The 25,980-nt window shown below is 62.5% G+C and carries 24 protein-coding genes and 1 pseudogene; 23 read left to right on the top strand and 2 right to left on the bottom strand.

From position 1 onward, the window contains the following. Nucleotides 1–7: 7 nt before the first annotated feature. Both PSUM_RS09425 and PSUM_RS09420 read left to right on the top strand, forming a co-directional pair. On the top strand, nt 8–781 hold the full coding sequence (locus PSUM_RS09425) for an SDR family NAD(P)-dependent oxidoreductase (RefSeq protein WP_020801194.1): 774 nt from the start codon (nt 8–10) through the stop codon (nt 779–781). Further along, nucleotides 781–1,416 carry a nuclear transport factor 2 family protein gene (locus PSUM_RS09420; RefSeq protein ID WP_020801193.1) on the top strand — a complete coding sequence of 212 codons (636 nt, stop codon included), beginning with the start codon at nt 781–783 and terminating at the stop codon, nt 1,414–1,416. Before PSUM_RS09425 ends, PSUM_RS09420 begins: the two co-directional genes overlap by 1 nt. A gap of 123 nt (nt 1,417–1,539) precedes the next feature. On the opposite strand, the pseudogene PSUM_RS32120 reads toward PSUM_RS09420, so the two are convergent. Then, a pseudogene (locus PSUM_RS32120) lies at nt 1,540–1,629 on the bottom strand (outer membrane lipoprotein carrier protein LolA); the annotation flags it as partial. Nucleotides 1,630–2,416: 787 nt separating this feature from the next. On the opposite strand from PSUM_RS32120, the gene PSUM_RS09410 reads away from it, so the two are divergent. The 17 genes from PSUM_RS09410 to PSUM_RS31820 all read left to right on the top strand — a co-directional run bounded on the left by PSUM_RS09410 (nt 2,417) and on the right by PSUM_RS31820 (nt 19,858). Continuing rightward, nucleotides 2,417–3,307 carry a VOC family protein gene (locus PSUM_RS09410; RefSeq protein ID WP_033043314.1) on the top strand — a complete coding sequence of 297 codons (891 nt, stop codon included), beginning with the start codon at nt 2,417–2,419 and terminating at the stop codon, nt 3,305–3,307. A gap of 12 nt (nt 3,308–3,319) precedes the next feature. Then, entirely contained in the window at nt 3,320–4,195 is an 876-nt protein-coding gene (locus PSUM_RS09405) for a CoA transferase subunit A (RefSeq protein WP_083349407.1), read from the top strand. A 12-nt stretch (nt 4,196–4,207) separates the two neighbouring features. Continuing rightward, complete coding sequence (locus tag PSUM_RS09400; RefSeq protein WP_020796877.1) at nt 4,208–5,005, top strand: CoA-transferase subunit beta; 798 nt, start codon at nt 4,208–4,210, stop codon at nt 5,003–5,005. 15 nt (nt 5,006–5,020) lie between these two features. Further along, entirely contained in the window at nt 5,021–5,929 is a 909-nt protein-coding gene (locus PSUM_RS09395) for an enoyl-CoA hydratase (RefSeq protein ID WP_020796878.1), read from the top strand. Continuing rightward, entirely contained in the window at nt 5,926–7,038 is a 1,113-nt protein-coding gene (locus PSUM_RS09390; protein WP_020796879.1) for an NAD(P)H-dependent flavin oxidoreductase, read from the top strand. The genes PSUM_RS09395 and PSUM_RS09390 overlap by 4 nt, the downstream gene beginning before the upstream one ends. After that, nucleotides 7,035–7,787, top strand: a complete 753-nt coding sequence (locus tag PSUM_RS09385) for an enoyl-CoA hydratase family protein (protein ID WP_020796880.1) — start codon at nt 7,035–7,037, stop codon at nt 7,785–7,787. Before PSUM_RS09390 ends, PSUM_RS09385 begins: the two co-directional genes overlap by 4 nt. Nucleotides 7,788–7,796: 9 nt before the next feature. Further along, nucleotides 7,797–8,960 (top strand): acyl-CoA dehydrogenase family protein, encoded by a 1,164-nt coding sequence (locus PSUM_RS09380; RefSeq protein ID WP_033043316.1) that lies wholly within the window; start codon nt 7,797–7,799, stop codon nt 8,958–8,960. A 9-nt stretch (nt 8,961–8,969) separates the two neighbouring features. Then, on the top strand, nt 8,970–10,028 hold the full coding sequence (locus PSUM_RS09375) for an acyl-CoA dehydrogenase family protein (protein ID WP_083349406.1): 1,059 nt from the start codon (nt 8,970–8,972) through the stop codon (nt 10,026–10,028). 3 nt (nt 10,029–10,031) lie between these two features. Continuing rightward, a complete protein-coding gene (locus tag PSUM_RS09370) occupies nt 10,032–11,183 on the top strand; it encodes an acetyl-CoA C-acetyltransferase (RefSeq protein WP_020796883.1) in 1,152 nt (383 codons plus the stop codon). Between the two features lie 59 nt (nt 11,184–11,242). Continuing rightward, nucleotides 11,243–12,121, top strand: a complete 879-nt coding sequence (locus PSUM_RS09365; RefSeq protein ID WP_033043317.1) for an SDR family oxidoreductase — start codon at nt 11,243–11,245, stop codon at nt 12,119–12,121. A gap of 1,010 nt (nt 12,122–13,131) precedes the next feature. Continuing rightward, entirely contained in the window at nt 13,132–13,917 is a 786-nt protein-coding gene (locus PSUM_RS09355; RefSeq protein ID WP_020801040.1) for an SDR family oxidoreductase, read from the top strand. Nucleotides 13,918–13,927: 10 nt separating this feature from the next. Further along, on the top strand, nt 13,928–14,398 hold the full coding sequence (locus tag PSUM_RS09350) for a MaoC family dehydratase (protein WP_020801039.1): 471 nt from the start codon (nt 13,928–13,930) through the stop codon (nt 14,396–14,398). 6 nt (nt 14,399–14,404) lie between these two features. Further along, nucleotides 14,405–15,610, top strand: coding sequence for an acetyl-CoA C-acyltransferase (locus tag PSUM_RS09345; RefSeq protein ID WP_083349405.1), 1,206 nt, complete (start codon nt 14,405–14,407; stop codon nt 15,608–15,610). A 76-nt stretch (nt 15,611–15,686) separates the two neighbouring features. Further along, nucleotides 15,687–16,904 carry a helix-turn-helix transcriptional regulator gene (locus PSUM_RS09340; RefSeq protein ID WP_020801037.1) on the top strand — a complete coding sequence of 406 codons (1,218 nt, stop codon included), beginning with the start codon at nt 15,687–15,689 and terminating at the stop codon, nt 16,902–16,904. A 78-nt stretch (nt 16,905–16,982) separates the two neighbouring features. Beyond that, nucleotides 16,983–18,359 carry a DUF1329 domain-containing protein gene (locus PSUM_RS09335; RefSeq protein ID WP_033042266.1) on the top strand — a complete coding sequence of 459 codons (1,377 nt, stop codon included), beginning with the start codon at nt 16,983–16,985 and terminating at the stop codon, nt 18,357–18,359. 178 nt (nt 18,360–18,537) lie between these two features. Next, the gene (locus PSUM_RS09330) at nt 18,538–19,578 is read left to right on the top strand and encodes a 3-ketosteroid-9-alpha-monooxygenase, oxygenase component (protein ID WP_083349404.1); all 1,041 of its coding nucleotides are present in this window, start codon (nt 18,538–18,540) and stop codon (nt 19,576–19,578) included. Between the two features lie 106 nt (nt 19,579–19,684). Further along, nucleotides 19,685–19,858, top strand: coding sequence for a hypothetical protein (locus PSUM_RS31820; RefSeq protein WP_020801033.1), 174 nt, complete (start codon nt 19,685–19,687; stop codon nt 19,856–19,858). On the opposite strand, the gene PSUM_RS09325 is transcribed toward PSUM_RS31820, so the two are convergent. Further along, nucleotides 19,845–20,003 (bottom strand): DUF2986 domain-containing protein, encoded by a 159-nt coding sequence (locus tag PSUM_RS09325; protein ID WP_020801032.1) that lies wholly within the window; start codon nt 20,001–20,003, stop codon nt 19,845–19,847. The genes PSUM_RS31820 and PSUM_RS09325 overlap by 14 nt on opposite strands. Nucleotides 20,004–20,240: 237 nt before the next feature. Between PSUM_RS09325 and PSUM_RS09320 the strand changes: the two genes are divergently transcribed. The 4 genes from PSUM_RS09320 (at nt 20,241) to PSUM_RS09305 (ending at nt 25,737) form a co-directional block, all read left to right on the top strand. Next, nucleotides 20,241–20,762: a sigma-70 family RNA polymerase sigma factor gene (locus tag PSUM_RS09320; RefSeq protein WP_020801031.1), complete on the top strand. Its 522-nt coding sequence runs from the start codon at nt 20,241–20,243 to the stop codon at nt 20,760–20,762. Next, nucleotides 20,759–21,721: a FecR domain-containing protein gene (locus tag PSUM_RS09315; protein ID WP_033042267.1), complete on the top strand. Its 963-nt coding sequence runs from the start codon at nt 20,759–20,761 to the stop codon at nt 21,719–21,721. Before PSUM_RS09320 ends, PSUM_RS09315 begins: the two co-directional genes overlap by 4 nt. A gap of 100 nt (nt 21,722–21,821) precedes the next feature. After that, nucleotides 21,822–24,302, top strand: a complete 2,481-nt coding sequence (locus PSUM_RS09310) for a TonB-dependent siderophore receptor (protein ID WP_083349403.1) — start codon at nt 21,822–21,824, stop codon at nt 24,300–24,302. Between the two features lie 250 nt (nt 24,303–24,552). Further along, entirely contained in the window at nt 24,553–25,737 is a 1,185-nt protein-coding gene (locus PSUM_RS09305; protein ID WP_020801028.1) for a porin, read from the top strand. The last annotated feature ends 243 nt before the right edge of the window (nt 25,738–25,980 follow it).

Genomic DNA, 25,980 nt, shown 5'->3' with positions numbered 1-25,980 from the left:
GTCACCCATGAGCAAGCGTCTACAAGGAAAAATCGCCTTCGTCACCGGTGCCGGTTCCGGCATCGGCGAAGCCACCGCATTGCGGTTCGCCGAAGAGGGCGCCACGGTGGTGCTGTGCGGGCGTCGCATCGAGCCCCTGCAGGGCGTGCAGGAAAAGATCCATGCCCAGGGTGGGCAGGCCGAGATCGCCGTCGCCGATGTCAGCGATGAACAGGCCTACGTCGGTGCGCTGCAAGCCACCGCGCAACGTCACGGGCGCCTGGACATCCTGGTCAACAACGCGATGGCCTACACCTGGGGCGGCATCGACACCATGACTACGGCCGACTGGCACGCCAATTTCGCCACCACCGTGGACGGCACCTTCTGGGGCACTCGCACCGCGATGCAATTGATGAAAGCGCAGGGCGGCGGTTCGATCGTCAACATTGCTTCGATCTGCGGCCTGTTCGGTACGGCGTGGATGGCCGGTTACTCGGCGGCCAAGGCAGCGGTGATCAACTTCAGCCGCGCGGCGGCCAGTGAAGGTGCACCGCACAACGTCCGCTGCAACGTGATCATTCCCGGTGTGGTCGACACCCCGGCCACGGCCGGCATGTTGGCCGATGCCAAGACCCGCAGCAACACGGAAAAAGTCATCCCGATGAAACGGGTCGGCCTGCCGGTGGAGTTGGCCAACGCCATTGTGTTCCTGGCCAGCGACGAGGCGTCGTATGTCACCGGCGCGAGCCTGGCGGTGGACGGCGGACGCGGTTCGGACCTGTACACGGTGCTCGACTGATGAACCAGGACAACGACAGCTTGCTTGAGCGCATCGACCGCCTGGAGTCGCTGGACGCGATCCGCCAACTGGCCGGCAAGTACGCCCTGGCCCTGGACATGCGCGACATGGACGCCATGGCCAACTGCTTCGCCCCGGACGTGCGGGTGGGCCGCGACAAGAGCGGCCGCGCGCACCTCAAGGCGTGGCTGGACGAAACCATGCGCAAGCAGTTCCACGGCACCTCCCACCACTTGGGGCAACACATCATCGAGTTCAGCGATGCCGATCACGCCACGGGCGTGGTCTATTCGAAGAACGAACATGAGACCGGTCCCGAGTGGGTGGTCATGCAAATGCTGTACTGGGACGACTACGAGCGGATCGACGGGCGCTGGTGCTTCCGTCGCCGCTTGCCGTGCTACTGGTACGCTAGCGACCTGAACAAACCGCCAATCGGCGGCCTGAAAATGCGCTGGCCAGGGCGGGAGCCTTACGCCGGTACCTTCCACGAGCTGTTTCCGTCCTGGGATGCCTTCTGGGCGCAACGCCCGGACAAGGATGCCTTGCCGCAGATCGCCGAACCTGCACCGTTGGAGGGTTTCCTCGCCAATCTGCGTCGGGGGGCGGGTGATCCGAAGATTCGGGTGCGTTGAAAACCGTGGGATCTTTGAGGTGGTGAATCGCCGGCCGCTTGCTCCTGCTGGGTAGCTCTGGCTGCCTGTTTGGTCTGGATTGGGTGTGTATCCGTTGCTGCGGTAACGGCCACCTAGGTTCTGCACTGTAGGAGCGAGCATGCTCGCGATGAACCTGAGAGCGCCGAGGGGTGTCAGGTGCCCAGCGTCATCGTTGACGACCATCGCGAGCATGCTCGCTCCTACAATGGCCCAGCGTGGCTAAACCGGCATCCATGACGGTTTAGCCACTGCGCAGAACCGGAACGAAGCCTCTCGAGGGGGCAAGAAAATCAAAAGCAACAGCCAAAGCAAGGCGGCCTGACAGCCGACCTGTTTGTCGAAGCGTGCGCTTGTGATCGTTCCCACGCGCAGCAAAGGAATGCCGCCAGGGACGCTCCGCGTTCCGCTGACGACGCATGACGTGAGCCGTGCGCAATGGTGACGCGGAGCGTCACAGGATGCATTCCCACGCAGAGCGTGGGAACGATCAGGTCGGGGGTAACCGGAAAAGTCAGGTCGGCTTTAAGGCCGCCTCGCTTTTGTTTTTGATCTGGGGTGCCCCGTTAACCACGCTGGCCGAACGCAGGCATTGCGCAGTGGGGAAACCGGCAGGACGCCGGTTTAGCCGCGCTGGGCCAGGGACTGCCCATCGCGGCGACCCACGGAGCAATGCCGGAGAGAGGGCATGCCGAGCCCTAGCGAGGCACCAAGTGGTGGGGCAAAGCCTTTTGCTTCCTTTTTGGCGTTTGAAAAAGGGACTCGCCGTAAGGGCGAAACCATAGGCGGCCGTTACCGCAGCAATGGATATGCACACCACCCTAAAAATCCCAGTCGCCAGACACAAAGCCTTCGCGACCAAGCCCGCTCCCACGAAGAGCCCAAGACCCACCCGTGCTTAGTCTCAACGGACGATGAAGCCACGCGCACTGCTTTGCACAATGCTCACCACGAAACCCTTTCAGCCAACGAGGACCCAGGCATGATCGACATTCGCGGTTTGAGCTATTTCGTCTCGCAGATCGAAAACCTCAGTCATTGGCAGCGTTACGCCGAAGACGTGCTGGGCATGCAAGTGAACCCGGCGCCGGGCGGTGGCCTGTACGTGAAAATGGACGAGCGTCCGTTTCGCATGCTGATCGTCGAAGGCGCTGAAGCGCGTTATTTGGCCTCTGGCTGGGAGTTGGCCAACGAGACGGCATTCAAGGCCGCCCTCGAGCATCTAAGTGCAGCCGGTATCGAATGGCAGCCAGGCTCCGCCGCCGAGATCGAGCAGCGCGGCGTACAGGCGCTGGTCAAGCTCACCGACCCATCGGGCAACTGCCATGAACTGAGCTGGGGCCATCGCTCAGATTGCCTGCCATTTGTCTCGCCCCAGGGTGTTCCGCGTTTCATCACTGGTGACATGGGCCTGGGTCACACGGTGCTGCCGGCGCCGAACTTCGACGCCACCCTGGCGTTCGCCAAGGATGTGCTGGGCTTCGAACTGTCGGACATTTTCAACTTCCGTCCAGACCCGTCCGTGGCGCCGATCCGCATTCACTTCCTGCATTGCCAGAACGCTCGCCACCACAGCCTGGCACTGGCCGAGTACCCGGTGCCGTCAGGTTGCGTGCACGTGATGGTCGAGGTCGATTCGATGACCGAAGTCGGCCGTGCCCACGACCGTCTGCGCGCCCATGAGGTAGCCCTGTCGGCCACCCTCGGCCAGCACCTCAATGACCGCATGACCAGTTTCTACATGAAGACACCGTCCGGCTTCGACCTGGAGTACGGCTTTGGCGGGTTGCAAGTCGACTGGGCCGAGCACTCAGCGTTCGAGTTCACCCGCGTGAGCATTTGGGGGCACGACTTTTCGGTCGGCCAACGTTAAGGAATTGTCATGATGAACAAACAACTGACAGCGGCCGATGCGGTCGCTCAATTGCGCGATGGCATGACCATCGGTTTCGGCGGCTGGGGCCCGCGGCGCAAGCCGATGGCCATCGTGCGCGAGATCCTGCGCTCAGACGTCAAGGACCTGACCGTGGTCGCCTACGGCGGTCCGGAAGTGGGCATGCTGTGCGCTGCCGGCAAGGTCAAGAAGCTGGTGTTCGGTTTCGCCACCCTCGATGCCATTCCGCTGGAACCCTACTATCGCAAGGCCCGCGAAGCCGGTGAGTTGGAGTTGATGGAACTGGACGAAGGCATGTTCCAGTGGGGCCTGCGTGCCGCTGGCATGCGTCTGCCGTTCCTGCCGACTCGTTGTGGCCTGGCCACCGATGTGACGCGCCTGAACCCGCAGCTCAAGACCATCCAGTCGCCCTATGCCGATGGCGAGGTGCTGCTGGCGATGCCGGCGCTCAACCTCGACGTGGCATTCCTGCACGTCAACGTCGCCGATCGCCTGGGCAACTGCCTGGTGACCGGGCCGGACCCCTATTTCGATCACCTGTTTGCCCGCGCCGCCAAGCAGTGCTTTGTCTCGTGCGAGCGCCTGGAAGATCGCCTGGCGCTGAGCGCCGAGCAAGCCCGCTTCAATACTTTCGAGCGCTATCTGGTGAGCGGCGTGGTGCATGCGCCCCTGGGTGCGCACCCGACACTCTGCGCCCCCGACTACGGCTGGGACATGAAGCATCTCAAGGATTACGTCGCCAGCAGCCAGGCGGAGAACGGCTGGCAGGACTATGTGCAGACCTACATCGCCGGTGGCGAGCAGGCCTATCAGGCACAGAACGGCGGTGCCGACTCCATGGGCGCCTTGCCCCTTCCCGTGTTCTGAGGAATATCGACCATGTCTGCAACCTGTGATTTCACCCTGGCTGAACTGATGATCGTCGCTGCCAGCGAAGCGTGGCGCGGCAATGGCGAGGTGATTGCCTCGGGCCTGGGCGTGATCCCGCGCCTGGGCGCCAGCCTGGCCAAACTGACCCACAGCCCGGAACTGTTGATGACCGACAGCGAGGCGTTCCTGGTCGAAGAGCCGATCCCGCTGGGCCCGCGTGGCGACTACGTACCGCGTTATTCGGGCTACATGTCGTTCGAGCGAGTGTTCGAATGCGTGTGGGGCGGACGCCGCCACGCGATGATCGGGCCAACCCAGATCGACCGCTGGGGCCAGACCAACCTGTCCTGCGTCGGCGATTATCAAAAGCCCAAAACGGCGATCCTCGGCGTGCGCGGCCTGCCGGGCAACAGCATCAACCACCTCAACTCGTTCTTCGTGCCCAGCCATAACAGTCGGGTGTTCGTCAGCGGCGAAGTGGACATGGTTTCCGGTGTCGGTTTCAAGGCCGAGCGCTGGCCCGAAGGTACGCGTCGCGACCTGATGGACATTCATTGCGTGGTCAGCGACCTGTGCGTCCTCGACTTCAACGGTCCGGACCGGGCAGTGCAGGTGCGTTCGCTGCACCCCGGCGTGAGTTTCGAGCAGGTCCAGGACAACACCGGCTTCCCGTTGCTCAAGTCGGCGCAGTTGCACGAAACCGCGCATCCGACCCCTGAGCAGTTAGCGCTGATCCGCCGACTCGATCCCCACGAATACCGCGCCACGGCGATCAAGGGCAACCCGCCCGGCATCCGTACGGCCTGAGACAAGGAGGCGAGCATGCACAGCAGCGACAGTGAATTCATCGTCCGCCAGGACAACGCCGTCTACGAGACGGACACCCCGGTGCTGTACAGCGTGGCCGAGGGTATTGCCACGTTGACGCTGAACCGGCCGACCTTCAACAACGCGCAAAACTCGCAGATGACTTACGCCCTGGACGGCTTTTTCCGCCAGGCGGTGAACGATGACAGCGTCAAGGTCATCGTCCTCAGGGGCAACGGCAAGCACTTCTCGGCGGGCCACGATATCGGCACGCCGGGGCGGGATATCGACAAGCCGTTCGAGCGCGCGCACCTGTGGTGGGACCACACCAACAAGCCCGGTGGCGAGCAACTGTATGCCCGTGAGCAGGAGGTGTACCTGGGCATGTGCCGACGCTGGCGCGAACTGCCCAAGCCGACCATCGCCATGGTCCATGGCGCGTGCGTGGCGGGCGGGCTGATGCTGGCCTGGGTCTGCGACCTGATCGTTGCCAGCGACGACGCGTTCTTCCAGGACCCGGTGGTGCGCATGGGTATTCCGGGGGTCGAGTATTTTGCCCATCCCTATGAAATGAACCCGCGAATCGCCAAGGAATTCCTCTTCACCGGCGACCGCATGAGCGCCACCCGAGCCTGGCAAGTGGGCATGGTCAACCGCCTGGTCAGCCGTGATGAGCTGGAGCAGGCCACCTATGCCCTGGCCGCCGGCATTGCCCGTCAGCCGCGCATGGGCCTGGCCCTGACCAAGCAGGCGATCAACCACGTCGAAGACCTGCAAGGCAAACGCACGGCGATGGATGCCGTGTTCGCCTGGCATCACTTTGCCCATGCCCATAACGAGCTGTTGTCCGGCGACAAACTGGGCGGCTTCGACGCCAAGGGCATGGCCCGGGCCAACAAGCAGGCCGAGGACAAAAGCCAATGAACCGCTGGCTGGATACACCACTGACCGAGGCCCTCGGTTGCCGTTACCCGATCGTGCAGACCGCCATGGGGTGGGTCGCCGACGCCAACCTGGTGATCGCCACGACCCAGGCCGGGGGCTTCGGTTTCCTGGCTGGCGCGACCATCGCGGCCGACGAACTGGAAGGCGAAATCCGCAAGGTGATCGACGCCACTGGCGCCAGCAACTTCGGGCTCAATTTCCATATGTTCCAGGACAACGCCGCGCAGTGCGTCGACCTGGCGATCAAGTACCGTCTGCGCGCCGTGAGTTACGGGCGCGGTCCGGACAAACAGACCATCGCCCGCTTCAAGGCGGCCAAGGTGCTGTGCATTCCAACTGTCGGCGCCCTCAAGCATGCGCTCAAGGCCGTGGAACTGGGCGCCGACATGATCACCATCCAGGGCGGTGAGGGCGGCGGCCATACTGGCGGCGTACCGAGTTCGATCCTGCTGCCCCAGGTGCTGGCGGCGGTCAAGGTACCGGTGATCGCGGCCGGAGGATTCGCCACCGGCCGTGGCCTGGCCTCGGTGCTCGCTGCCGGTGGTGCCGGCATCGCCATGGGCACGCGGTTCCTCATGACCCGCGAATCGCCGACACCGGCCGCGACCCTCGAACGTTACCTGAAGGTCAACGATCCGCAGTTGGTGCGCGTGACCACGGCGGTGGATGGCATGCGCCACCGGATGATCGAAAACCGCTTCATCAATCACCTGGAACAGGCGGGCCCCTTCGGTCGCCTGCGCATAGCCCTGGGCAGCGCGTGGCAGTGGAAGCAGCAGACCGGCATGAGCCTGGGGCACATGGCTGCAGTCTTCCTGCGCGCATTGCGTGAAGACCCCTCGCAACTGTCGCAGGTGGTGATGGCCGCCAACCAGCCGGTGCTGTTGCAGCGCTCGATGGTCGATGGCGCTCCGGACGAGGGCATCCTGCCCAGCGGCCAGGTCGCCGCAGCCATTGGCGAATTGCTCAGTTGCCGCGAAGTCATCGAAGGCATCGCCAGCGAGGCCCAGCACTGCCTGGATGCGCTCCTGGCACGCAGCCAGACACACGCCACGAATCAACCCGCCAGTATCGGAGAACCCCTGTGAACCAGGCATTTACGACACAACTCAATCAGGGGATCGCTGAACTGGTGATCGCCAAGCCACCGGTTAATGCCCTCGACAGCCAGGAATGGCATGCCCTGGCGCGACAGATCGAAGCGCTCGGGGCCAATCCCGAGGTGCGGGTGATCGTGATCCGCGCCGAAGGCCGCGGTTTTTGCGCCGGTGTCGACATCAAGGAACTGGACAAGCATCCGGAGCGAATCGTCGAGGTCAACGCCGGTAACTACGCCACCTTCAAGGCCGTGCACCGCAACCCGGTGCCGGTGATTGTCGCGGTCCATGGTTTTGTCCTGGGCGGTGGTATCGGCATCACCGGGGCGGCGGACATCGTCGTCGCCTCCGAATGCGCGACCTTCGCTCTGCCCGAAGTCGACCGTGGCGCCATGGGCGGCGGTGCGCACTTGCAACGGCTGTTCCCGGTACAAAAAGTTCGTTACCTGTTCTTTACCGGGGACAGCATCGGCGCCCCTGAAGCCCTGCAGTACGGCTTTATCGAACGCATTGTCAGCAAGGACCAGTTGCGCGAAACCGCCTTGGGCATCGCGGCGAAAATCGCCGAGAAGAGCCCGGGCATGATCCGCATTGCCAAGGAAGCCTTGAACGGTATCGAAGACGGCAACCTGGAAGATAAATACCGCTGGGAACAGGGCTTCACCATGCAGGCCTACAGCAGCCCGGACTCCGCGGAAACGCGGCGGGCCTTCGTCGAAAAACGCGACGCCAAGTTCTGAGATAACGCCATGGACCTGACTTATACCTCCAAGCAAAACGCCTTCCGCGCCGAAGTACGGGCCTGGTTGGCGGCCAATGTGCCCCGTGAACCCTTGGCCAGCTACGACACCCGCGAAGGCTTCGAGCAGCACCGCGCCTGGGAGGCCACGCTATTCGAGAGCCGCTGGTCGATGGTGATGTGGCCAGCCGAACTGGGCGGTCGCGGCAGCGATTTGATCGAGTGGCTGATCTTCGAAGAAGAGTATTACGGTGCCGGCGCGCCGATGCGCGTCAACCAGAACGGCCAGCTGTTGCTGGGCCCGACCCTGATGGAATTCGGTACCCCGGAGCAGAAGCAGCGTTTCCTGCCGCGCATGGCGGCCAGCCTGGACATGTGGGCGCAAGGCTGGTCGGAGCCCAACGCCGGCTCCGACATGGCGGCGATCACCAGCAAAGCGCTGCTCGACGGCGACCATTACGTGATCAACGGGCAGAAAACCTGGTCGACCCGGGCGATCTACGCCGACTGGCTGTTCGGCCTGTTCCGCAGCGAGCCGGGGTCGGCCCGTCACCACGGCCTGTCCTTCATCATGGTGCCGCTCGATACGCCGGGGGTGAGCATTCGCCCGATCAAGGCGCTCAACGGCAAGGACGCTTTCGCCGAGGTGTTTTTCGACGACGTGCGGGTGCCGGTGGCCAACCGCATCGGCGCCGAGGGGCAGGGTTGGCACGTGGCGATGGCCACCGCCGGTTTCGAGCGCGGCCTGCTGCTGCGTTCACCGGCGCGCTTCCAGGCCACGGCACGCAAGCTGGTCGAGCTGTACAAAGCCAACCGCGCCAGCGCCGACCGCGATCCGGGCCTGCGCGATGCCGTGCTGGAGACTTGGATGGGTGCCGAGGCCTATGCGTTGTCGGCCTACCACACCGTCGGGCGCTTGAGCCGGGGCGAGCAGATCGGCGCCGAATCGAGCATCAACAAGATCATCTGGTCGGAGCTGGACCTGAAGATGCACGAGACCGCCATGCGCATTCTCGGTACGCGTGGCGAGCTGGTTGCAAAAGGCGCGCAGGCGGGCGATGCGGCGGGTTGGCTGGAGGGTTTCCTGTTTGCCCAGTCCGGGCCGATCTATGCCGGCACCAACGAAATCCAGCGCAACATCATTGCCGAGCGCATGCTCGGTTTGCCGAAATAAGGAACCGCCATGGACTTCACTTTCAACGATGACCAGCTGGCATTCCACGAAGCCATCAGTCGTTTCCTGATGACCGAAGCCGCCCCGGAAATGCTCCGGGAAATCTGGGAGACCGATGCCGGGCGCTCCCGCGACTTGCGCAACAAGATCGCCGGCCAGGGCCTGACTGCCTTGTCGGTGCCCGAGGCCGAAGGCGGCCTGGGCATGGACGATGTGACCTGGGCCCTGATGACCCAGGAGCTGGGTTACTACGCCATTCCCGACTCATTGGCCGACACCGCCTATGTCGCCAGCGGCTTGCTCGCCGCTCTGCCGGCGCAGCATCCGGCCCGCGCCGACCTGTTGCCGCGTATCGCCGATGGCAGCTTGCGCCTGGCGGTCAGTCATCCGGTCAATGCGCTGGTCAGTGATGCGCAATTGGCCGAAGTGTTGATCCTCACCGATGGCGATGACATCCATGTGGTGCCACGCTCCGAGGTCGAGGTGGAAAACCACCCGAGCATCGATGCCTCGCGACGCCTTGGGCGGGTGACCTGGACCCCGTCGCCGACCACCTGCGTGGCCAGTGGCGAGCAGGGACGGACCTTGCAGGCGCACCTGCTGGACCGCGGTGCACTGTCGGTGGCCGGGCAACTGCTGGGGCTGGCGCAGCGCATGCTCGACCTGTCGGTGGACTACGTGGCCCAGCGCAAACAGTTCGGCAAGCCGATCGGCAGCTTCCAGGCGGTCAAGCATCACCTCGCCGATGTCGCCCGCTACATCGAACAGGCCAAGCCGGTGCTGTACCGCGCGGCCCATGCCTTGGCGCGGGGTGACGTCAACGCGGGCGCCTGGGTCTCGCAAGCGCGCCTGGCGGCCAACGAAGCGAGCTGGCTCGCCGCGCGCAAGGGTATCCAGGTGCATGGTGCGATGGGGTACACCTGGGAGGTGGATTTGCAGATGTTCATGAAACGTGCCTGGGCCCTCGATGCGTCCTGGGGCGACCGCGGCTTTCACAAAACCCGTGTCAGCGACTACCTGTTCGCCGACGCCACCGGCCTGGGGCCGGGGCATACTTTCGAGGAATGAGTCATGGCACAGGCCTACATTGTTGATGCACTGCGCAGCCCCACCGGCAAACGCAAGGGCTCATTGAGCGAGATCCACGCCATTGACCTGGGCGCCCATGTGCTCAAGGCGCTGGTGGCGCGCAACGTGATCCCCGCCGAAGACTACGACGACGTGATATTCGGTTGCGTCGACACCATCGGTTCCCAGGCCGGCGATATCGCCCGCACCAGCTGGCTGGCCGCCGGCTTGCCGCTGACGGTGCCCGGCACCACCGTGGATCGTCAGTGTGGTTCGTCGCAACAGGCGCTGCATTTCGCCGCGCAGGCGGTCATGAGCGGCACCCAGGATGTGGTCGCGGTGGGTGGGGTACAGACGATGACCCAGATTCCGATTTCCTCCGCGATGCTGGCCGGCCAGCCCCTGGGCTTTGCCGATCCGTTCTCGGGCAGCGTTGGCTGGCGTGCGCGGTTTGGCCAGCAGCCCGTCAACCAGTTCTACGCCGCGCAACGGATCGCCGATCATTGGCAGATCAGCCGCGAGCAGATGGAAGCCTTTGCCCTGCAGAGCCACGAACGCGCCCTGGCGGCCATCGCCAGTGGCCGATTCGCCCGGGAAATCGTCAGCTGCCAAGGCCTGGCGGTGGATGAAACGCCGCGCCACAGCAGCCTGGCGAAGATGGCCGAGTTGCAACCGGTGGACCCGCAGTTCCCGTCGATCACCGCCGCCGTGTCCAGCCAGACCTGCGACGCCTCGGCGGCACTGCTGGTGGTGTCCGAGGCGGCGCTCAAGCGCTACGACCTGACGCCACGGGCGCGGATTCATCACCTGACGGTGCTCGGTGACGATCCGATCTGGCACCTCACCGCACCGATCGCCGCCACCCGCCGGGCCTTGGCCAAGAGTGGCCTGAGCATGGGCGACATCGATCGGGTCGAGATCAACGAAGCCTTCGCCTCGGTGGTCATGGCCTGGGCCAAGGAGCTCGATTACGACCCGGCGCGCACCAACGTCAACGGCGGCGCGATTGCCCTCGGTCATCCGCTGGGCGCCACCGGCGCACGCTTGATGACCACGCTGCTCAACGAACTGGAATGCAGCGGCGGTCGCTACGGCCTGCAAACCATGTGTGAAGGCGGCGGGCAGGCCAACGTGACCATTATCGAACGCCTGTAATTTTTCATGCGGGCCGCCGCTTCGGGCGCGCGGCCACACAAATTCTCAAGGAGTCAAACATGGCTATGTGTGCAGACCGCACCGTGATCATCACCGGGGCCGGCGGTGGCCTCGGTCGCGCCTACGCGCTGGCGTTCGCCGCGCAAGGGGCCAATGTAGTGGTCAACGATATTCGCGCCGAGGCCGCAGAAGATGTGGCAGGGGAGATTCGCGCCAACGGTGGCCAGGCCATCGCCAACAGCGATGACATCACCACCCTGGCCACCGCGCAGCGCATCGTCGATGCGGCACTGGCGGCGTTCGGTGAAGTGCATGTGCTGATCAACAACGCCGGCGTGTTGCGCGACCGCATGTTCATCAGCCTCAGTGAAGAAGACTGGGACATGGTCATGCGCGTCCACCTCAAGGGCCATTATTGCCTGGCCAACATCCTCGGCCGCCGCTGGCGCGACCTGGCCAAGGCCGGCACGCCGGTGGACGCGCGGATCATCAACACCAGCTCCGGCGCCGGGTTACAGGGCTCGGTGGGGCAGTCCAATTATTCGGCGGCCAAGGGCGGAATCGCCTCGCTGACCCTGGTGCAGGCGGCGGAACTGGCGCGCTATGGCGTCACTGCCAACGCACTGGCGCCGGCCGCACGCACCTCGATGACCGAGAGCGCCATGCCCGACGTGGTGAAGAAACCCGAGGACGGCAGCTTCGACGCCTGGGCTGCAGAGAACGTCGCGCCGCTGGTGGTGTGGCTGGGCAGCCCGGCGTCGGCCCACGTCACCGGCCAGGTCTTCGAAAGCCAGGGCGGTCGCATCTCCCTGGGCGATGGCTGGCGCACGGGCGTTACCTGCGACAAGGGCGCGTTGTGGAAAGTCGAAGAGATCGGCGCGGCGGTGGATGCAATTCTTGCTGAAGCGCCGAAGGCGCAGAAAGTCTGGGGGAGCTGAATGTCCTGATCAATTGTAGGAGCTGGCTTGCCAGCGAAGCCACCCTGACAGCCGACCTATTGTTTGTTGACGGAGTACATATCCATTGCTGCGGTAACGGCGGCTTATGGTTTCGCCCTTACGGCGAGTCACTTGGAAAAGCCCCAAGTAACCAAGGGCTCTTGCCCCTGGCGTTCGGTGCCTCGCTAATGCTCGGCATGCCCTCGCTCCGGTCCTGCTCCGTGGGCCCGCCGCGATGGGCCATCCTTGGCCCAGCGCGGCTAAACCGGCATCCATGCCGGTTTACCCACTGCGCAGAACCTCCACTCGGCCTCTCGATGGGGCAAGAAAATCAAAAGCCAAAGCAGAGCAAAAGCCAAAGCGAGGCGGCCTGACAGCCGACCTGATCGGGAGCCGTATGCGTTTCCCTTGTAGGAGCCAGGCTTGCCGGCGAACCAGACGCTGCGGTGTGTCTGTTGTACCGCGTTATCGTTCTTCGCCGGCAAGCCTGGCTCCTACAGGGGATGGGGGGTATCTGCAAAGATCAGGTCGGCTGTCAGGCCGCCTCGCTTTTGTTTTTGATCTGGGCGCCCCGTTAACCACGATGGCCGAACGCAGGCATTGCGCAGTGGGTAAACCGGCAGGACGCCGGTTTAGCCGCGCTGGGCCAGGGATGGCCCATCGCGGCGACCCACGGAGCAATGCCGGAGAGAGGGCATGCCGAGCCCTGGCGAGGCACCGAGTGGTGGGGCAAAGCCTTTTGCTTCCTTTTTGGCGTTTGAAAAAGGGAGTCGCTGTAAGAGCGAAACCATAAGCCGCCGTTACCGCAGCAATGGATATGTACTCCCAAAAACTCTCCCCCAGGCTTTAACGCGGCATGGATCAACGTCGGTAGTCACAGATTAACGGACAGGCTTAGGTGTAATGGAGCAAGGGATTGCGCCACGGCCTTTCTACCCCATTTTGACGATGTGCCCACGCAACTCCCTGCGTACAACTGCAGCGTATTGATTTCTTCGGAGGTAGACGCTGTGAAACAAGCCCCCCCTTATGTTCCCGGTCATCAATTGCTGGTCGGCAAGTCGGTGCTGATCACCGCTGCCGCGGGTGCCGGTATCGGTTATTCGGCGGCCCGGCGCAGTGCCGAGGAAGGTTGTCGGGCGTTGATGATTTCCGATGTGCATCCGCGGCGCCTGGAGGAAGCGGTGGAGCGGCTCAAGGCTGAGACTGGCCTGCAGGCGATTTATGGCCAGTTGTGCAATGTCACCGTCGAAGACGAAGTCCAGGCCCTGGTGACGGCGGCCGAAGAGGCGCTGGGCGGGGTCGATGTGCTGATCAACAACGCGGGCCTGGGTGGTCAGAAACGCGTGGTGGAGATGAGCGACGAAGAATGGCTTCGGGTGCTGGACGTGACCTTGACCGGCACCTTCCGCATGACCCGGGCGATGTTGCCGCACATGCAACGCCGTGGCGCCGGGGCCATCGTCAACAACGCCTCGGTGCTCGGCTGGCGGGCACAGAAGGAACAGGCCCATTACGCCGCTGCCAAGGCCGGAGTAATGGCCCTGACTCGCTGCAGCGCCCTGGAAGCTGCCGAGTTCGGCGTACGCATCAACGCGGTTTCACCGTCGATTGCCTTGCACGATTTTCTCAAGAAAGCCTCCAGCGAAGAGTTGCTCGCCAGCCTGGCGGGGCGCGAGGCGTTCGGTCGCGCTGCCGAAGTCTGGGAAGTGGCCAACGTGATGATGTTCCTGGCCAGCGACTATGCCTCCTACATGGTGGGCGAAGTGTTGTCCGTCAGTTCACAACAAGCTTGAGGATGGGCGCATGAGTCACGTTTTCAGCAGTGCCCAGGCGTTGCTTGCGGCCGAGGGCCTGGACCTGGGCCACACCGAATGGCTGACCATCAGCCAGCAGCGCATCGATCTGTTCGCCGAAGCCACCAGCGATCACCAGTGGATTCACGTCGACCCGGTGCGCGCCGCCAGTGGCCCGTTTGGTGCCTGCATTGCCCACGGCTACCTGACCCAATCGCTGGCGAACCTGTTCATGCCGCAGTTGCTGATCATTGAAAACATGGCGATGGGGGTCAACTACGGCAGCGACCGGGTGCGCTTCCCGGCGCCGGTCAAGGTCGACTCGCGGGTGCGGGGCAGCGGCCAGATCATCCGCGCCGAACCACTGGGCGATGCCGTGCAACTGACGGTGCGCATCACCGTTGAAGTCGAAGGCCAGGCCCGTCCCGGCTGCGTGATCGACACCATCAGCCGCTACACCTTCAACCCCATTTGCGAGTGAGTACCCATGGACCTGAATGAAGTCGTCATCGTCGCCACCGCCCGTACCGCGCTGGCCAAGTCGTTTCGCGGATCGTTCAACGATACCGAGGCCCCGGTGCTGGGCGGCCATGTGGTGCGCGCGGTGGTCGAACGCGCCGGCATCGAGCCTGCCGATGTAGAGGATGTGATCATGGGCGCGTCGGTGCAGCAAGGCACCCAGGGCTTCAACATCGGTCGGCTCTGCGCCTACACCGGCGGTTTGCCGGACAGCGTGCCGGGCATGGCCGTGGACCGCATGTGCGCCTCGGGCCTGATGAGCATCGGCATGGCCGCCAAAGGCATCATGACCGGCGAGATGAGCATCGCCATCGGCGGCGGCGTGGAGTCCCTGTCGCTGACCCAGACCAAACACAAGAACGCCTATCGCGCCCGATCCGAAGCGGTGCTGCAGGTGATGCCCAGCGCCTATATCCCGATGATCGAGACCGCTGAGATCGTGTCGCGCCGCTATGGCATCAGCCGCGCCGCCCAGGATGAGTATTCGCTGCAGAGCCAGCTGCGCACCGCCGCCGCGCAGCGAGACGGCTTGTTCGACGATGAGATCGTCGGCCTGAGCGTGGATAAATTACTGTTCGCCGATGGCCAGCCCAATGGCCATGAACGCGTGCAGGTGGTCAAGGACGAGTGCAACCGTCCCAATACGCGCCTGGAAGACCTGGCGGCATTGAAACCGGTGTGGAAGGACGGCAGCTGGATCGAGCAGGGCGAGTTCGTCACGGCCGGCAACGCCTCGCAATTCTCCGACGGTGCCGCCGCCAGCCTGCTGATGAGCCGGGCCGAAGCCAAGCGCCGCGGGTTGACGCCACTGGGCATCTACCGCGGCATTGCCGTGGGTGGTTGTGCGCCGGAGGAAATGGGCATCGGCCCGGTGATCGCCATTCCCAAGCTGCTCAAGCGCTTTGGCCTGAGCGTGAAGGACATCGGCCTGTGGGAGATCAACGAGGCTTTTGCCAGCCAGGTGCTGCATTGCCGCGATGCGCTGCAGATCCCGGCAGAGCGCCTGAACGTCAACGGCGGGGCGATTGCCATTGGTCACCCGTTTGGCATGTCCGGCGCGCGGATGGTCGGCCACGCGTTGCTCGAGGGACGGCGGCGCGGTGTGCGTTATGTAGTGGTTGCCATGTGCATCGGTGGTGGCATGGGCGCCGCCGGCCTGTTCGAGCTGCCATGAGGCCAGCGGGACACCGACGTTCTGTCGATTAAATCCATGGGGGCCCGCCAGTCGGGTCCTCTGCTGGGGAATGGTTATGCAAAGTTGTGTGCCCAATGCACAGGTCCTGGCGCAAATGGGCCTGGACTTGGCCGAGTACGAACGGATTATTGGCAACATCTACGATTCGGCGATGGACACCCGCTGCCTGAACGAGTCTTTGCGCGAGTTGAGAACCTTGTTCAAGGCCAATTTCGTGACCTTGATTTTGCGGGTCCAGGATGAGCCGTTGTTGTCGCCTATGGTGGTGGCGGGCGATGTCGAACTCGGGGAGGGCGGTATCAACCATTATGCCTACTACGCCAAATCCACTCTGTTCGACGGCCTGCCCACCGATACGGTGTTCACCGTCGATGAACTGATGAGCGATGCCGAATGGTCCAGTTCGGCGTTCTACCTGCTGTTTTGCCAACCCCACGATTGCTACCACATGCTCGGTGCCGATATCCGCATGCCGGATGGCGGCACGGTGCGCTTGCGGATCAATCGACCCCAGGGGCACCCGGCTTTCAGCGCCCTTGAACGGGCCCTGTGCGCGATGCTGTTGCCGCATTTGCGCCGGGCCCTGCACATGCATTCGCTGCTCGATCGCAGTGAGTCGCTGGGCAGCCTGTATTCGCAGACGATCAGCCGCCTGGCGGTGGCGACTTTCGTGCTCGATGAAACCGGCAGTGTGCTGCAACTCAATCCCGTGGCCCGGGAGATTCTCGACAGCCAGGACGGCCTCAAGGTGGTGGGCGGGCGGCTGGAAGCGACTTACCCCAGTGATAATCGCGAGTTGGCGCGCCTGGTGCGCAATGCCTTCCAGCGCGCCAAACAGGGCGTGGGCAAGGGCGTGCAGGTGGCGGAGGCGACGTCGATATCCCGCCCCTCGGGTCAGGTCAGCCTGGGGGTGGTGGTGGAGTTGATCCCGTCCCAGGAACTGCTCGAAGGTAACGGCAAGCCCACGGTGGTGGTGTATGTGCGCGATGCGGTAAGCAAGTCGCTGGTGAGCACGGTGCTGACTTCGCAACTGTACAACCTGACCCCGGCGGAAACCACGCTGGCCCTGGAACTGGCCAACGGCCTGTCGCTGGAGGAAGCCTCGGAAATCCTCAATATCCGCCGCAACACCGCCCGCGCCCACCTGCGTTCGATCTTCTCCAAGACCGGCGTGCGGCGCCAGACCGAACTGGTGCGGATCATGCTCAACAGCGTGGTGGCCCTGGGGGCACCGCAGCCGGTGGTGAACCCGGCCAGTGCCAAAACGCGTTAGTCCGTGCGGACGATGCTGCCGGGTTCCTCGCCTGTCGATACTGGGCAACCGTTGCGAACGTGAATAAGGAGAATAAAAATGAACGGCAGTAATCAGTCCCCAAGCTGGGCCTTGGCGTTGTTGTTGGGATGCTGTGCCATCGGCACGGTGCATGCCGCGCCAGAGGACGTCGAGCGCCTGGGCAAGGACTTGACGTGCCTGGGCGCGGAAAAGGCCGGTAATGCCGACGGCAGCATTCCGCCGTTCAGCGGCAAGTGGCTGGGTGTTCCACCCCACGTTGATTTCAAGGGCACCGGCAACCACCCGGTGGACCCGTACCCGGACGACAAGCCGCTGTTCGTGGTGACCGCGCAGAACATCGGCCAATACAATGACTACTTGTCCGATGGGCAGAAAGCCCTGTTCAAACTGTACCCGGCCACCTACAAAATACCGGTTTACCCCACGCGCCGGGATTTTCGCTTCAACGACGCGGTCTGCCAGGCCACCAAAGAGAATGCCAAGGTGGCGCGGCTGGTCGATGATGGCGAAGGGGTGGTCGGCAAGACCGGCGGCACCGCTTTCCCGGTGCCGCGTAGCGGCCTGGAACTGTTGAAGAATGCCTCGACCTTTACCTTGAGGGCCTGGACCGAGGAGTACATCTCCGACAACGCCTACGTACTCAAGGACGGCAACATCAACTGGGGCCGCGTGCATTCGCGCAACTTGGCGCCAGGGCTCGAACCGGACAAGATTGGGGATACCACTGGCAACTCGTCGTTTTATCTCAATGAAACCCTGCTGCCGCAACGGGACAAGGGTGAGATCAACACCGGCACCGAATTCTGGAACGACAAGACTGAACCGCGCCAGTCCTGGCGCTACGATCCGGGTACCCGCCGCGTGCGTCAGTCACCGGGGTATGGCTTCGACATGTCGTTCCCGGGCAGCGGTGGTTCCATCACCGTCGACGAGGTACGCCTGTTCAACGGTTCGGGGCAACGTTATGACTGGAAGATCGTCGGCAAGCGCGAGATGTTCATTCCCTACAATACCTACCGCCTGCATGCCGCCAACCTCAAGTATGCCAACCTGCTGACTCCCGGCCACATCAACCCGGATGCCATGCGTTTTGAGCGCCATCGGGTCTGGGAGCTGGAAGGCACGCTCAAGCCGGGCTTCCGCCATCTATATGGCAAACGCAAGCTGTACATCGACGAAGACACCTGGTTCCCGATGCTCGCCGACAACTACGACAACCGTGGCGAGCTGTGGCGCACTTCGATGGTCAACTATTTCTACGCCTACGAAAGCCAGCGGCCGCAAGCGGGCGTGGGCCTGTACTACGACCTCAATGCCGGCAGCTACCTGGCGTTCAACCTGATCAACGAACAGCGCAACGGCTACCTGTTGAACAAAACCGGTTTCAGCCCCCGGGACTTCGGCCCGGAGGCCGCTCGCCGCTTCGGCCAGTAACCACCCCGCGTGGCGCCCGTGGAGACAGGGGCGCCCATTGAGAGTGGTTCGCGTTTGATCTAGTCCAACTGAAGGATGTTCTCCCGGCAAGGCTGCTCAATGATGCTTGCCATGGGATCACCCTGATTTTCTTGGGGGCATAGCCTGCCCCGAAGTCTGTAATCGAGGAACAATAACAATGACGAAACTCGCTGAACTCAACATCGAGAACGCCCAGCGTACCCACCGTTACGCGCGCGGCTGGCACTGCCTGGGCAATGCCGCCGACTACCGTGATGGCAAGCCCCACACCCTGGAAATCTTCGGCACCCGCCTGGTGGCCTTTGCCGACAGCCAGGGCACCATCAGCATCCTGGATGCCTATTGCCCGCACATGGGCGCCGACCTGTCCCAGGGCACCGTCGAGAACGACAGGCTGGTTTGCCCGTTCCACCACTGGAAGTACGACACCGGTGGTAAATGCGTGGAGATCCCTTACTGCAAGCGCATTCCACCCAAGGCCAAGACCCGCAGTTGGTTGAGCTGCGAGGAAAACAACCTGCTGTTCGTCTGGAACAACCCCGAAGGCCGTGCGCCGAAAGACGGCGTGGTCATTCCGCACCTGCCCGAAATGGACGATCCGGACTGGGTGCATGACTGGAACATCGACACCATGCACATCGAAACCAACCCACGGGAGTTGGTCGATAACCTGGTGGATGCCCAGCACTTCGGGCCGGTGCACGGTACGCCGACCAAGTACTTCGCCAACGTCTTCGAAGGGCACATCGGCCATCAGATTTTCCATGGCGACTCCGAGCGCCTGGGCGGCGACCTGATCGCGCCATCGGCCTACTACGGCCCGGCGACCCACTTCACCCATATCAGCTCGATGTTCGGCGATGTGCGCATCCACGCCATCCTGCTTAACAGCCACGTGCCGGTGACACCCAACAGCTTCGACCTGCGCTTTGGTTGCATGGTCAAGAGGGTGCCGGGCTGGACCGAAGAGCAGAACCAGGAAGTGGCCAGGGCCTATGTCCAGGGCAACCGCGATTCGTTCTATCAGGACGTGGTGATCTGGAAGCACAAGATCCGCATCGACAAGCCAGTGCTGGCCGAAACCGACGGCCCGGTCTATCAGTTGCGCGAGTGGTACGAGCAGTTCTTCACCGACGAGGACGACGTGCCCGCGTTCATGGCCGAGCGTCGCGAGTTCATCACGGTGGACGAGCGCTGACAGAGCAACAGGGCGCCTTGCCGAGAACCCCATCCGTCGCGGAAAGGCGCCGTTCCCAAGGCACTGCTAACGCAGTTTCGATTCAAAGGTCATGAGAGCACAGACAATGAAAATAAAAAGTCTTCTCGCCTACTACATCCCTTTTTTGGTCCTGTTTTTCCTGGTGTTTACCGTACTGTTTTCCGTGCCGCCGGAACCGGCCAGCGTCAAGGCCTGCAAGCGCTACGCGAGCTGTGTGGCCATGAGTTCGAGCGCCCCCAACTGGATCAATTTTCGCTAGGGGAACTGATCGAGGCGTCAGCTTCGGCAGCCAGTTTCAATCGGTCGGCCTTGCTGATGTATTTAGGCTTTTTCGGCGCCAGTTTGGCGCTGGCCTTTTTGGCCTTCTCCTTGAACAACTGCTTCAGCTTTTTCTGACGGTTCATGTTTTTCCACCTGGCTTGTAAGTTCTTCAATGATATCAGCGTCGCCCTTGCCTTGCCCTCGTTCTTCGCCTGTAGGAGCGAGGCTTGCCCGCGAACCAGGCGCTGTGGTGTATCAGTAATACCGCGTTATCGTGCTTTGCCGCCCGCTGGCTCCTACAGGCCACAGTGGCTATTGCAAATCACCCTGCGCACGCATGACAATGCGAGTCATTATCACTCGCGAATTATTCCATCGTCATGTCCGCCAACGATTTATCCCTGCGCAACGCTGTCAATGACCTGTATTGCGACCATCACGGTTGGCTCAAGGGCTGGCTGCGCAAGCGTCTGGGCAATGCTTTCGATGCGGCGGACCTGGCGCAGGACACGTTCGTTCGGGTCATCAAGGCGCGAAACGCGCTGGAGATTCGCGAGCCACGGCCCTACCTGTCGATGATCGCCAAGGGCTTGCTGATCGATCTGTTTCGCCGCCGTTCGCTGGAACAGTCCTACCTGGAAGCCTTGGCCGCCATGCCCGAATGGCAGCAACCTTCATTGGAGGAACAGGCGATCCTGTTGCAAGCCCTGATGGAAATCGACCGCCTGCTTCAAGGATTGGGGACCAAGGTCAAGCAGGCGTTCATCCTGTCGCAGTTCGACGGGCTGACCTACCCGCAGATCGCCGAGCGCTTGAACATCAGCACGCGCACAGTCAACAACTACATGGCCAAGGCCATGGAGCATTGCTGTTTGATGCAGATTCGGCTGCAACTGGCGTGAGCCTTTCGCCCGCTGAGTTGAAGGCGATTGGCGCCGCTGCCCGGTGGTATGCCCGACTTCGGTCGGATATCGCCACCGATGCGGATCTGGCAGCCTGGAAAGACTGGCTGGCTTGCGACCCTGACCATCGCCAAGCCTGGCAGCGAATGCTCGACGTGGGCGAGCAGATGGCCAGTGTGCCGGGCTCATTGGCTGCGCCAGCCTTGCGTGGCGCTGATCGATCCCGGCGCCAGGTATTGCGCAGTGTGCTGGTGCTCGTGTCAGCCGGTTCGCTGGGCGGGCTGGGCTGGTACAGCGAGACCTCGCGCAACCTGTTTGCCGATTTTCGCACCGCAGTGGGTGAGCGCCGTGAGTTTCGTTTGGCCGATGGCAGCGCGTTGCTACTTAACACCGATACGTCGGTCAACCTTCGCTTCGACGGTCGTCACCGTGTACTCGACCTGTTGCGGGGCGAGATACGAGTGACAACCGCGGTCGATCCCTTGCAGCGGCCGTTCAAGGTGCTCACTCGTCATGCAGAAGTGTTGGCGCTCGGCACGCGTTTTATCGTCCGCTGCGATGAGCAGGGCGCTGGCGTGGCGGTAATCGAGAAGGCCGTCGAGGTCCGTTCGGCTGGCGCTGGCTCGACGGTGCGTGTGGAAGCCGGCCAGTCCCTGGACTTCGATGGCCGCTCATTGGGCGTTGTACGGCGCAACGATGCTTCGGTCGGTGCCTGGCAACAGGGAAGCATCATCGCCATCAATCGTCCCCTGGCCGAGTTGCTGGACGACCTTTCGCGCTACCGCCCAGGTGTACTGCGCTGCGATCCGCGAATTGCCCAACTGAAAGTCTCCGGCGCTTTTCCCATTGATGACACTGACCTGGCGCTGGCTGCGCTGGAGAGTGGTTTCGCGCTACAGGTCACTCGGTACAGCCGGTATTGGGTCGATGTGTCGTCGCCTGCCACCACGCTTTCATAGTGAGTTGAAAAAAGTTTGTCAGCGTTTTGCACTATTGATGCACATCGTTCGGCTCATCCCTCAATGAGTTTTTACAGATCGGCTTTGGGGGAGGGGAAGCATGTTACGGGTGTACAAGCCGGGTCGTTTGGCGGCCGCAGTAAAGTTCGGGCTATTGGTGGCAACGACGGCGGGTGTCTGGTCAAGCGTAGCGTTGGCGGTGCAGTTGCCGGCGCAACAGCAAAACTCGGTCAAGTCCTTTGACATCGCAGGCGGCAGCCTGACTGAAGTCCTCAGTCATTTCGCCAGCGCGGCGGGTGCTGCGCTTTCGTTCGATGCGCGACAAACCGATCGCTTGAAATCTCCAGGGCTCCAGGGAGTGTTTGGTGTCAGCGAAGGGTTTGCGCGGATTCTGGCGGGTAGCGGACTGCAGGCCGAACCGCAGGCTAACGGTACGTATGTGCTGCGGCCGGTTCCGCAAGTCGGTTCGGCGCTGGAACTGGGCGCGACCAACATCAATGGCCAGGTGCTGGGCGCGACCACCGAAAACAGCGGCTCGTACACCACCGGAGCGGTCACCATCGGCAAGGGTGAGCACTCGCTCAGGGAAACGCCGCAATCGGTCACGGTGATGACGCGCAAGATGCTCGATGACCAGAACCTGAACACCATCGACCAGGTCATGGAAAAGACCCCGGGCATCACCGTCTACGACTCGACCATGGGCGGCAAGTACTTCTACTCGCGCGGGTTCCGCATGTCGGGCCAGTATCAGTACGACGGTGTGCCCCTGGACATGGGCAACCTCTATGTCCAGGCAGACAGTTTCAGCGGCGACATGGCGTATTACGACCGGGTGGAAATTCTGCGCGGCGCCGCGGGCATGATGAAAGGCGCGGGTGGCACCGCCGGCGGGGTGAACTTCGTGCGCAAACGCGGCCAGGCTGCCGCGCACACGGACATCACGCTGTCCGGTGGCAGCTGGGACAACTATCGCGGACAGGTCGATACCGGTGGCCCGCTGAACGAATCCGGCACCTTGCGCGGCCGGGCGGTGGTCGCGGAGCAGAGCCGGCACTATTTCGTCGACGACGCCAGTCGCAAGGACCAGGTGTATTACGGCGCGCTGGACCTTGACCTGAGCCCCGACACCACGCTCGGCCTGGGGGTTGCCTATGAAGACGTGGATGCCAGCCCTTGCTGGGGAGGCCTGCCGCGTTACAAGGACCGCAGCGACTTGAAGCTCAGCCGCTCGACCTGCCTCGATCCTGCGTGGAACACCTGGCGTAGCCAGCGCACCACGGTCTTCAGCGACCTGAGTCACCAGCTCAACGACGACTGGGCCTTGAAGGTCGCCAGTGTCTATACAAAAAACACCCAGGACATCAAGTACGCATTCGCTTCCGGCGCCGTGACGCCCGGCACCGATACCACCGGCATGCTGGGCAGCATGTACGATTACGATCAGGTTGATTACGGCCTGGATGCCTACGTCGACGGCAAGTTCGACGCGTTCGGTCAACGCCATGAACTGGTGGTGGGTTTCAATGCCAGCCGTTCGAAAAAGAACGACTTCTACTCGGTGGCGTTCCTGCCGCAGCGCCAGAATGTGTTCAACCCCGACAAGTATATTCCGGAGCCGGATGACAGCTACTTCATCGACAATTCATCTCGCGGCGGTCCGGTCGACTCAGTCACCAGGCAGAAGGGCATTTACTCGACACTGCGCTTGAAACTGGCTGATCCACTGACCGTTGTCGTTGGCGGCCGGGTGAGCTGGTACAACTCCGATACCGACTACGACTTCATCAACACAGGCACTTCGGAGCACGCCAGCACCACAGAGACCGGGCAAGTGACGCCGTTTGCCGGTGTGCTGCTGGACCTGAACGAAAACCTGACCGCCTACGCCAGCTATTCGGAAATCTTTACCCCGCAAGGCAATTACCGCTCAGAAGACGGTGCTGCGCTCAAGCCGCTCGTGGGCCAGAGCTATGAGCTGGGGATCAAGGGCGCCTGGTACGACGGTCGACTGAACAGCGCCTTCAACCTGTTCCGCACGATCCAGAAGGACCAGGCGCAGACTGACTACAACTCGTCCTGCCCGTCGTCCGACGGCTACTGCTACGTCAATGCTGGCAAGGTTCGCGCCCAGGGTTTCGAAGCCGAGATCAGCGGTGAAGTCATTGAGCGCCTGCAAGTGCTGGCGGGTTACACCTATACCCAGACCAAGACGCTCGACGATATCGACACCAGCCTGAACGGCGCAGCGTTCAACAGTTATGTGCCGCGGCATATGTTGCGGATGTGGGGCGATTACGCCCTGAGTGGCTCGCTTGAGCGATTCACCCTGGGTGCAGGGGTCAACGCGCAAAGCGATAACTTCCGTGTTTCACCTTCAAGTGGTGAGAAAATCAGCCAGTCAGGCTATGCGATCTGGAACGGCCGCATCGGCTACCGCATCGACGACACCTGGTCGGTCGCGCTCAACGGCAACAACCTGTTCGACAAGCGCTACTACGCCACCATCGGCACTGAGACGTTCGGCAACTACTACGGTGATCCACGCAACTTCATGTTGTCGGTCAAGGCGAGTTTCTAACGCCGGCAGATGCCGCAATCGTGCAGTCGATGCAGGAAAAGCCCGGGTCGCAAGAACCGGGCTTTTCGATGGGCGTACAGGCCTACACCCTAAGTTGTGAGCCCTGCCGACCGGCGGTCTTACGCCACAGTTGCCGCGCGCTTGCGGCCATTCCAAAGCACCTCGAAACCACCCCCAAGGCAGCGTATGGCGCCGCCTGCCAGCTTTCGATAATCGCCTCCGACACCTCGTCCCAGTCGCGGAGCGCGCCATGCACAACAATAAGAACTTCACGCATCGTTTTTTACCGGCCTTGATCGCCAGCCTGTCTGCCCTCGGCATGAGTGCCACGGCCGAAGCCGAAATCATGCTGTACGACAAGGACCAGACCACGTTCTCCACCGACGGCTACATCAACGCCTTCTATGTGAACAGCGATGTCGACCGCGAAGGGGATCAGTACGACCGCCGTCAATCGCGGGTGAAAATGGGCTTCCTGCCCAACTACCTGGGCTTCAACATGGGCAAGCAGGTCGATGATCTCAAGCTGGGTGCCCGTGCCTCGTTCTGGGTCACCATCAACGACAGTGAAACCAATGGCACCGACACTGCCATCGATGTGCGGCAGTTCTACGGCACCGTGGCCAACCCCGAGTGGGGGGAAGTGCTGATCGGCAAGGACTTCGGCCTGTTCGCCCGCTCCAACATCCTGCTCGATGAGCTGCTCGCCGGCTACGGCCAGGTCAGCGATACCCTGGGGCTGGTGGATGGTGGCGGGGTGTCGTTCGGCAACATCGGCACCGGTTATCCCTATCCGTTCCCGACCTCGCAGATCACCTACCGCACGCCGGTGATGGATGGACTGCGCGTGGCGGTGGGAATCATGGACCCGGTGGACACCAATGACAGCAGCCCGACCGGCAAGGCCTACCAGGAAAATCCGCGCACCGAGAGCGAGATCACCTATCAGTTCGACCTCGCCGGGGCGAAGATCTACAGCTGGGTCAACGGCAGCTACCAGACCTCGGACAATACCGATTCCAGCGTCGACACCGTCACCTCCAAAGGCGTCGGTTATGGCGTGCAGGCAAAAATGGGTGGCTTGTCCCTGACCGGGTCGGGCTTCCAGGCCAAGGGCATCAACCCGTTTTTCACCAACAACGCCGGCGAACCGACCCTGCGCAACGTCGACAGTGACGGGTACCTGTTGCAGGGCTCCTACAAACTGGGCAAGAACCGCCTGGCCTTGTCCTACGGCAAGACCAATGACGATGGCAACGGCGTGGTCGGCAGTGGCGCGGACTACGAGACCCGCGGCATCGCGCTGTTCCATGACGTGAACGACAACCTCAAGCTGGTGGCCGAGTACAACCAGTTCGAAATCAACGGGCATGACAGCAGTGCGCAGAACGAAGACACCGATACCGTTGCAGTCGGCGCGGTGTTGACCTGGTAGTGGCTACGTGACTATCCACTGTGGGAGCGAGCCTGCTCGCGAATTCGGTGTCTCAGGCAACATCATTATTGACTGCAAGAGAGCATTCGCGAGCAGGCTCGCTCCCACAAGGATTTAACTATCTGCTGGATCTGCGGCACAAGTCTCATCCCATTGAAGCGCCTACCTGCTACCCAAGTAGCATTCGTGGCACTCGGCTGGCTTCGTACACTCGTGCCTCACACACACGCACCTGCGAGGGGC

It is taken from the genome of Pseudomonas umsongensis (assembly GCF_002236105.1).
GTDB lineage: Bacteria > Pseudomonadota > Gammaproteobacteria > Pseudomonadales > Pseudomonadaceae > Aquipseudomonas > Aquipseudomonas umsongensis.
This window is presented reverse-complemented; position numbering and strand designations above follow the sequence as displayed.

What these genes read in the sequence shown, in the direction of transcription:
- PSUM_RS09410 (WP_033043314.1), top strand. Translation starts at nt 2,417, where the DNA reads ATGATCGACATTCGCGGTTTGAGCTATTTCGTCTCGCAGATCGAAAAC.
- PSUM_RS09310 (WP_083349403.1), top strand. Translation starts at nt 21,822, where the DNA reads ATGTTACGGGTGTACAAGCCGGGTCGTTTGGCGGCCGCAGTAAAGTTC.
- PSUM_RS09350 (WP_020801039.1), top strand. Translation starts at nt 13,928, where the DNA reads ATGAGTCACGTTTTCAGCAGTGCCCAGGCGTTGCTTGCGGCCGAGGGC.
- PSUM_RS09375 (WP_083349406.1), top strand. Translation starts at nt 8,970, where the DNA reads ATGGACTTCACTTTCAACGATGACCAGCTGGCATTCCACGAAGCCATC.
- PSUM_RS09395 (WP_020796878.1), top strand. Translation starts at nt 5,021, where the DNA reads ATGCACAGCAGCGACAGTGAATTCATCGTCCGCCAGGACAACGCCGTC.
- PSUM_RS09325 (WP_020801032.1), bottom strand. Translation starts at nt 20,003, where the DNA reads ATGAACCGTCAGAAAAAGCTGAAGCAGTTGTTCAAGGAGAAGGCCAAA.
- PSUM_RS31820 (WP_020801033.1), top strand. Translation starts at nt 19,685, where the DNA reads ATGAAAATAAAAAGTCTTCTCGCCTACTACATCCCTTTTTTGGTCCTG.
- PSUM_RS09365 (WP_033043317.1), top strand. Translation starts at nt 11,243, where the DNA reads ATGGCTATGTGTGCAGACCGCACCGTGATCATCACCGGGGCCGGCGGT.
- PSUM_RS09340 (WP_020801037.1), top strand. Translation starts at nt 15,687, where the DNA reads ATGCAAAGTTGTGTGCCCAATGCACAGGTCCTGGCGCAAATGGGCCTG.
- PSUM_RS09305 (WP_020801028.1), top strand. Translation starts at nt 24,553, where the DNA reads ATGCACAACAATAAGAACTTCACGCATCGTTTTTTACCGGCCTTGATC.
- PSUM_RS09405 (WP_083349407.1), top strand. Translation starts at nt 3,320, where the DNA reads ATGAACAAACAACTGACAGCGGCCGATGCGGTCGCTCAATTGCGCGAT.
- PSUM_RS09390 (WP_020796879.1), top strand. Translation starts at nt 5,926, where the DNA reads ATGAACCGCTGGCTGGATACACCACTGACCGAGGCCCTCGGTTGCCGT.
- PSUM_RS09330 (WP_083349404.1), top strand. Translation starts at nt 18,538, where the DNA reads ATGACGAAACTCGCTGAACTCAACATCGAGAACGCCCAGCGTACCCAC.
- PSUM_RS09420 (WP_020801193.1), top strand. Translation starts at nt 781, where the DNA reads ATGAACCAGGACAACGACAGCTTGCTTGAGCGCATCGACCGCCTGGAG.
- PSUM_RS09335 (WP_033042266.1), top strand. Translation starts at nt 16,983, where the DNA reads ATGAACGGCAGTAATCAGTCCCCAAGCTGGGCCTTGGCGTTGTTGTTG.
- PSUM_RS09425 (WP_020801194.1), top strand. Translation starts at nt 8, where the DNA reads ATGAGCAAGCGTCTACAAGGAAAAATCGCCTTCGTCACCGGTGCCGGT.
- PSUM_RS09400 (WP_020796877.1), top strand. Translation starts at nt 4,208, where the DNA reads ATGTCTGCAACCTGTGATTTCACCCTGGCTGAACTGATGATCGTCGCT.
- PSUM_RS09370 (WP_020796883.1), top strand. Translation starts at nt 10,032, where the DNA reads ATGGCACAGGCCTACATTGTTGATGCACTGCGCAGCCCCACCGGCAAA.
- PSUM_RS09320 (WP_020801031.1), top strand. Translation starts at nt 20,241, where the DNA reads ATGTCCGCCAACGATTTATCCCTGCGCAACGCTGTCAATGACCTGTAT.
- PSUM_RS09345 (WP_083349405.1), top strand. Translation starts at nt 14,405, where the DNA reads ATGGACCTGAATGAAGTCGTCATCGTCGCCACCGCCCGTACCGCGCTG.
- PSUM_RS09380 (WP_033043316.1), top strand. Translation starts at nt 7,797, where the DNA reads ATGGACCTGACTTATACCTCCAAGCAAAACGCCTTCCGCGCCGAAGTA.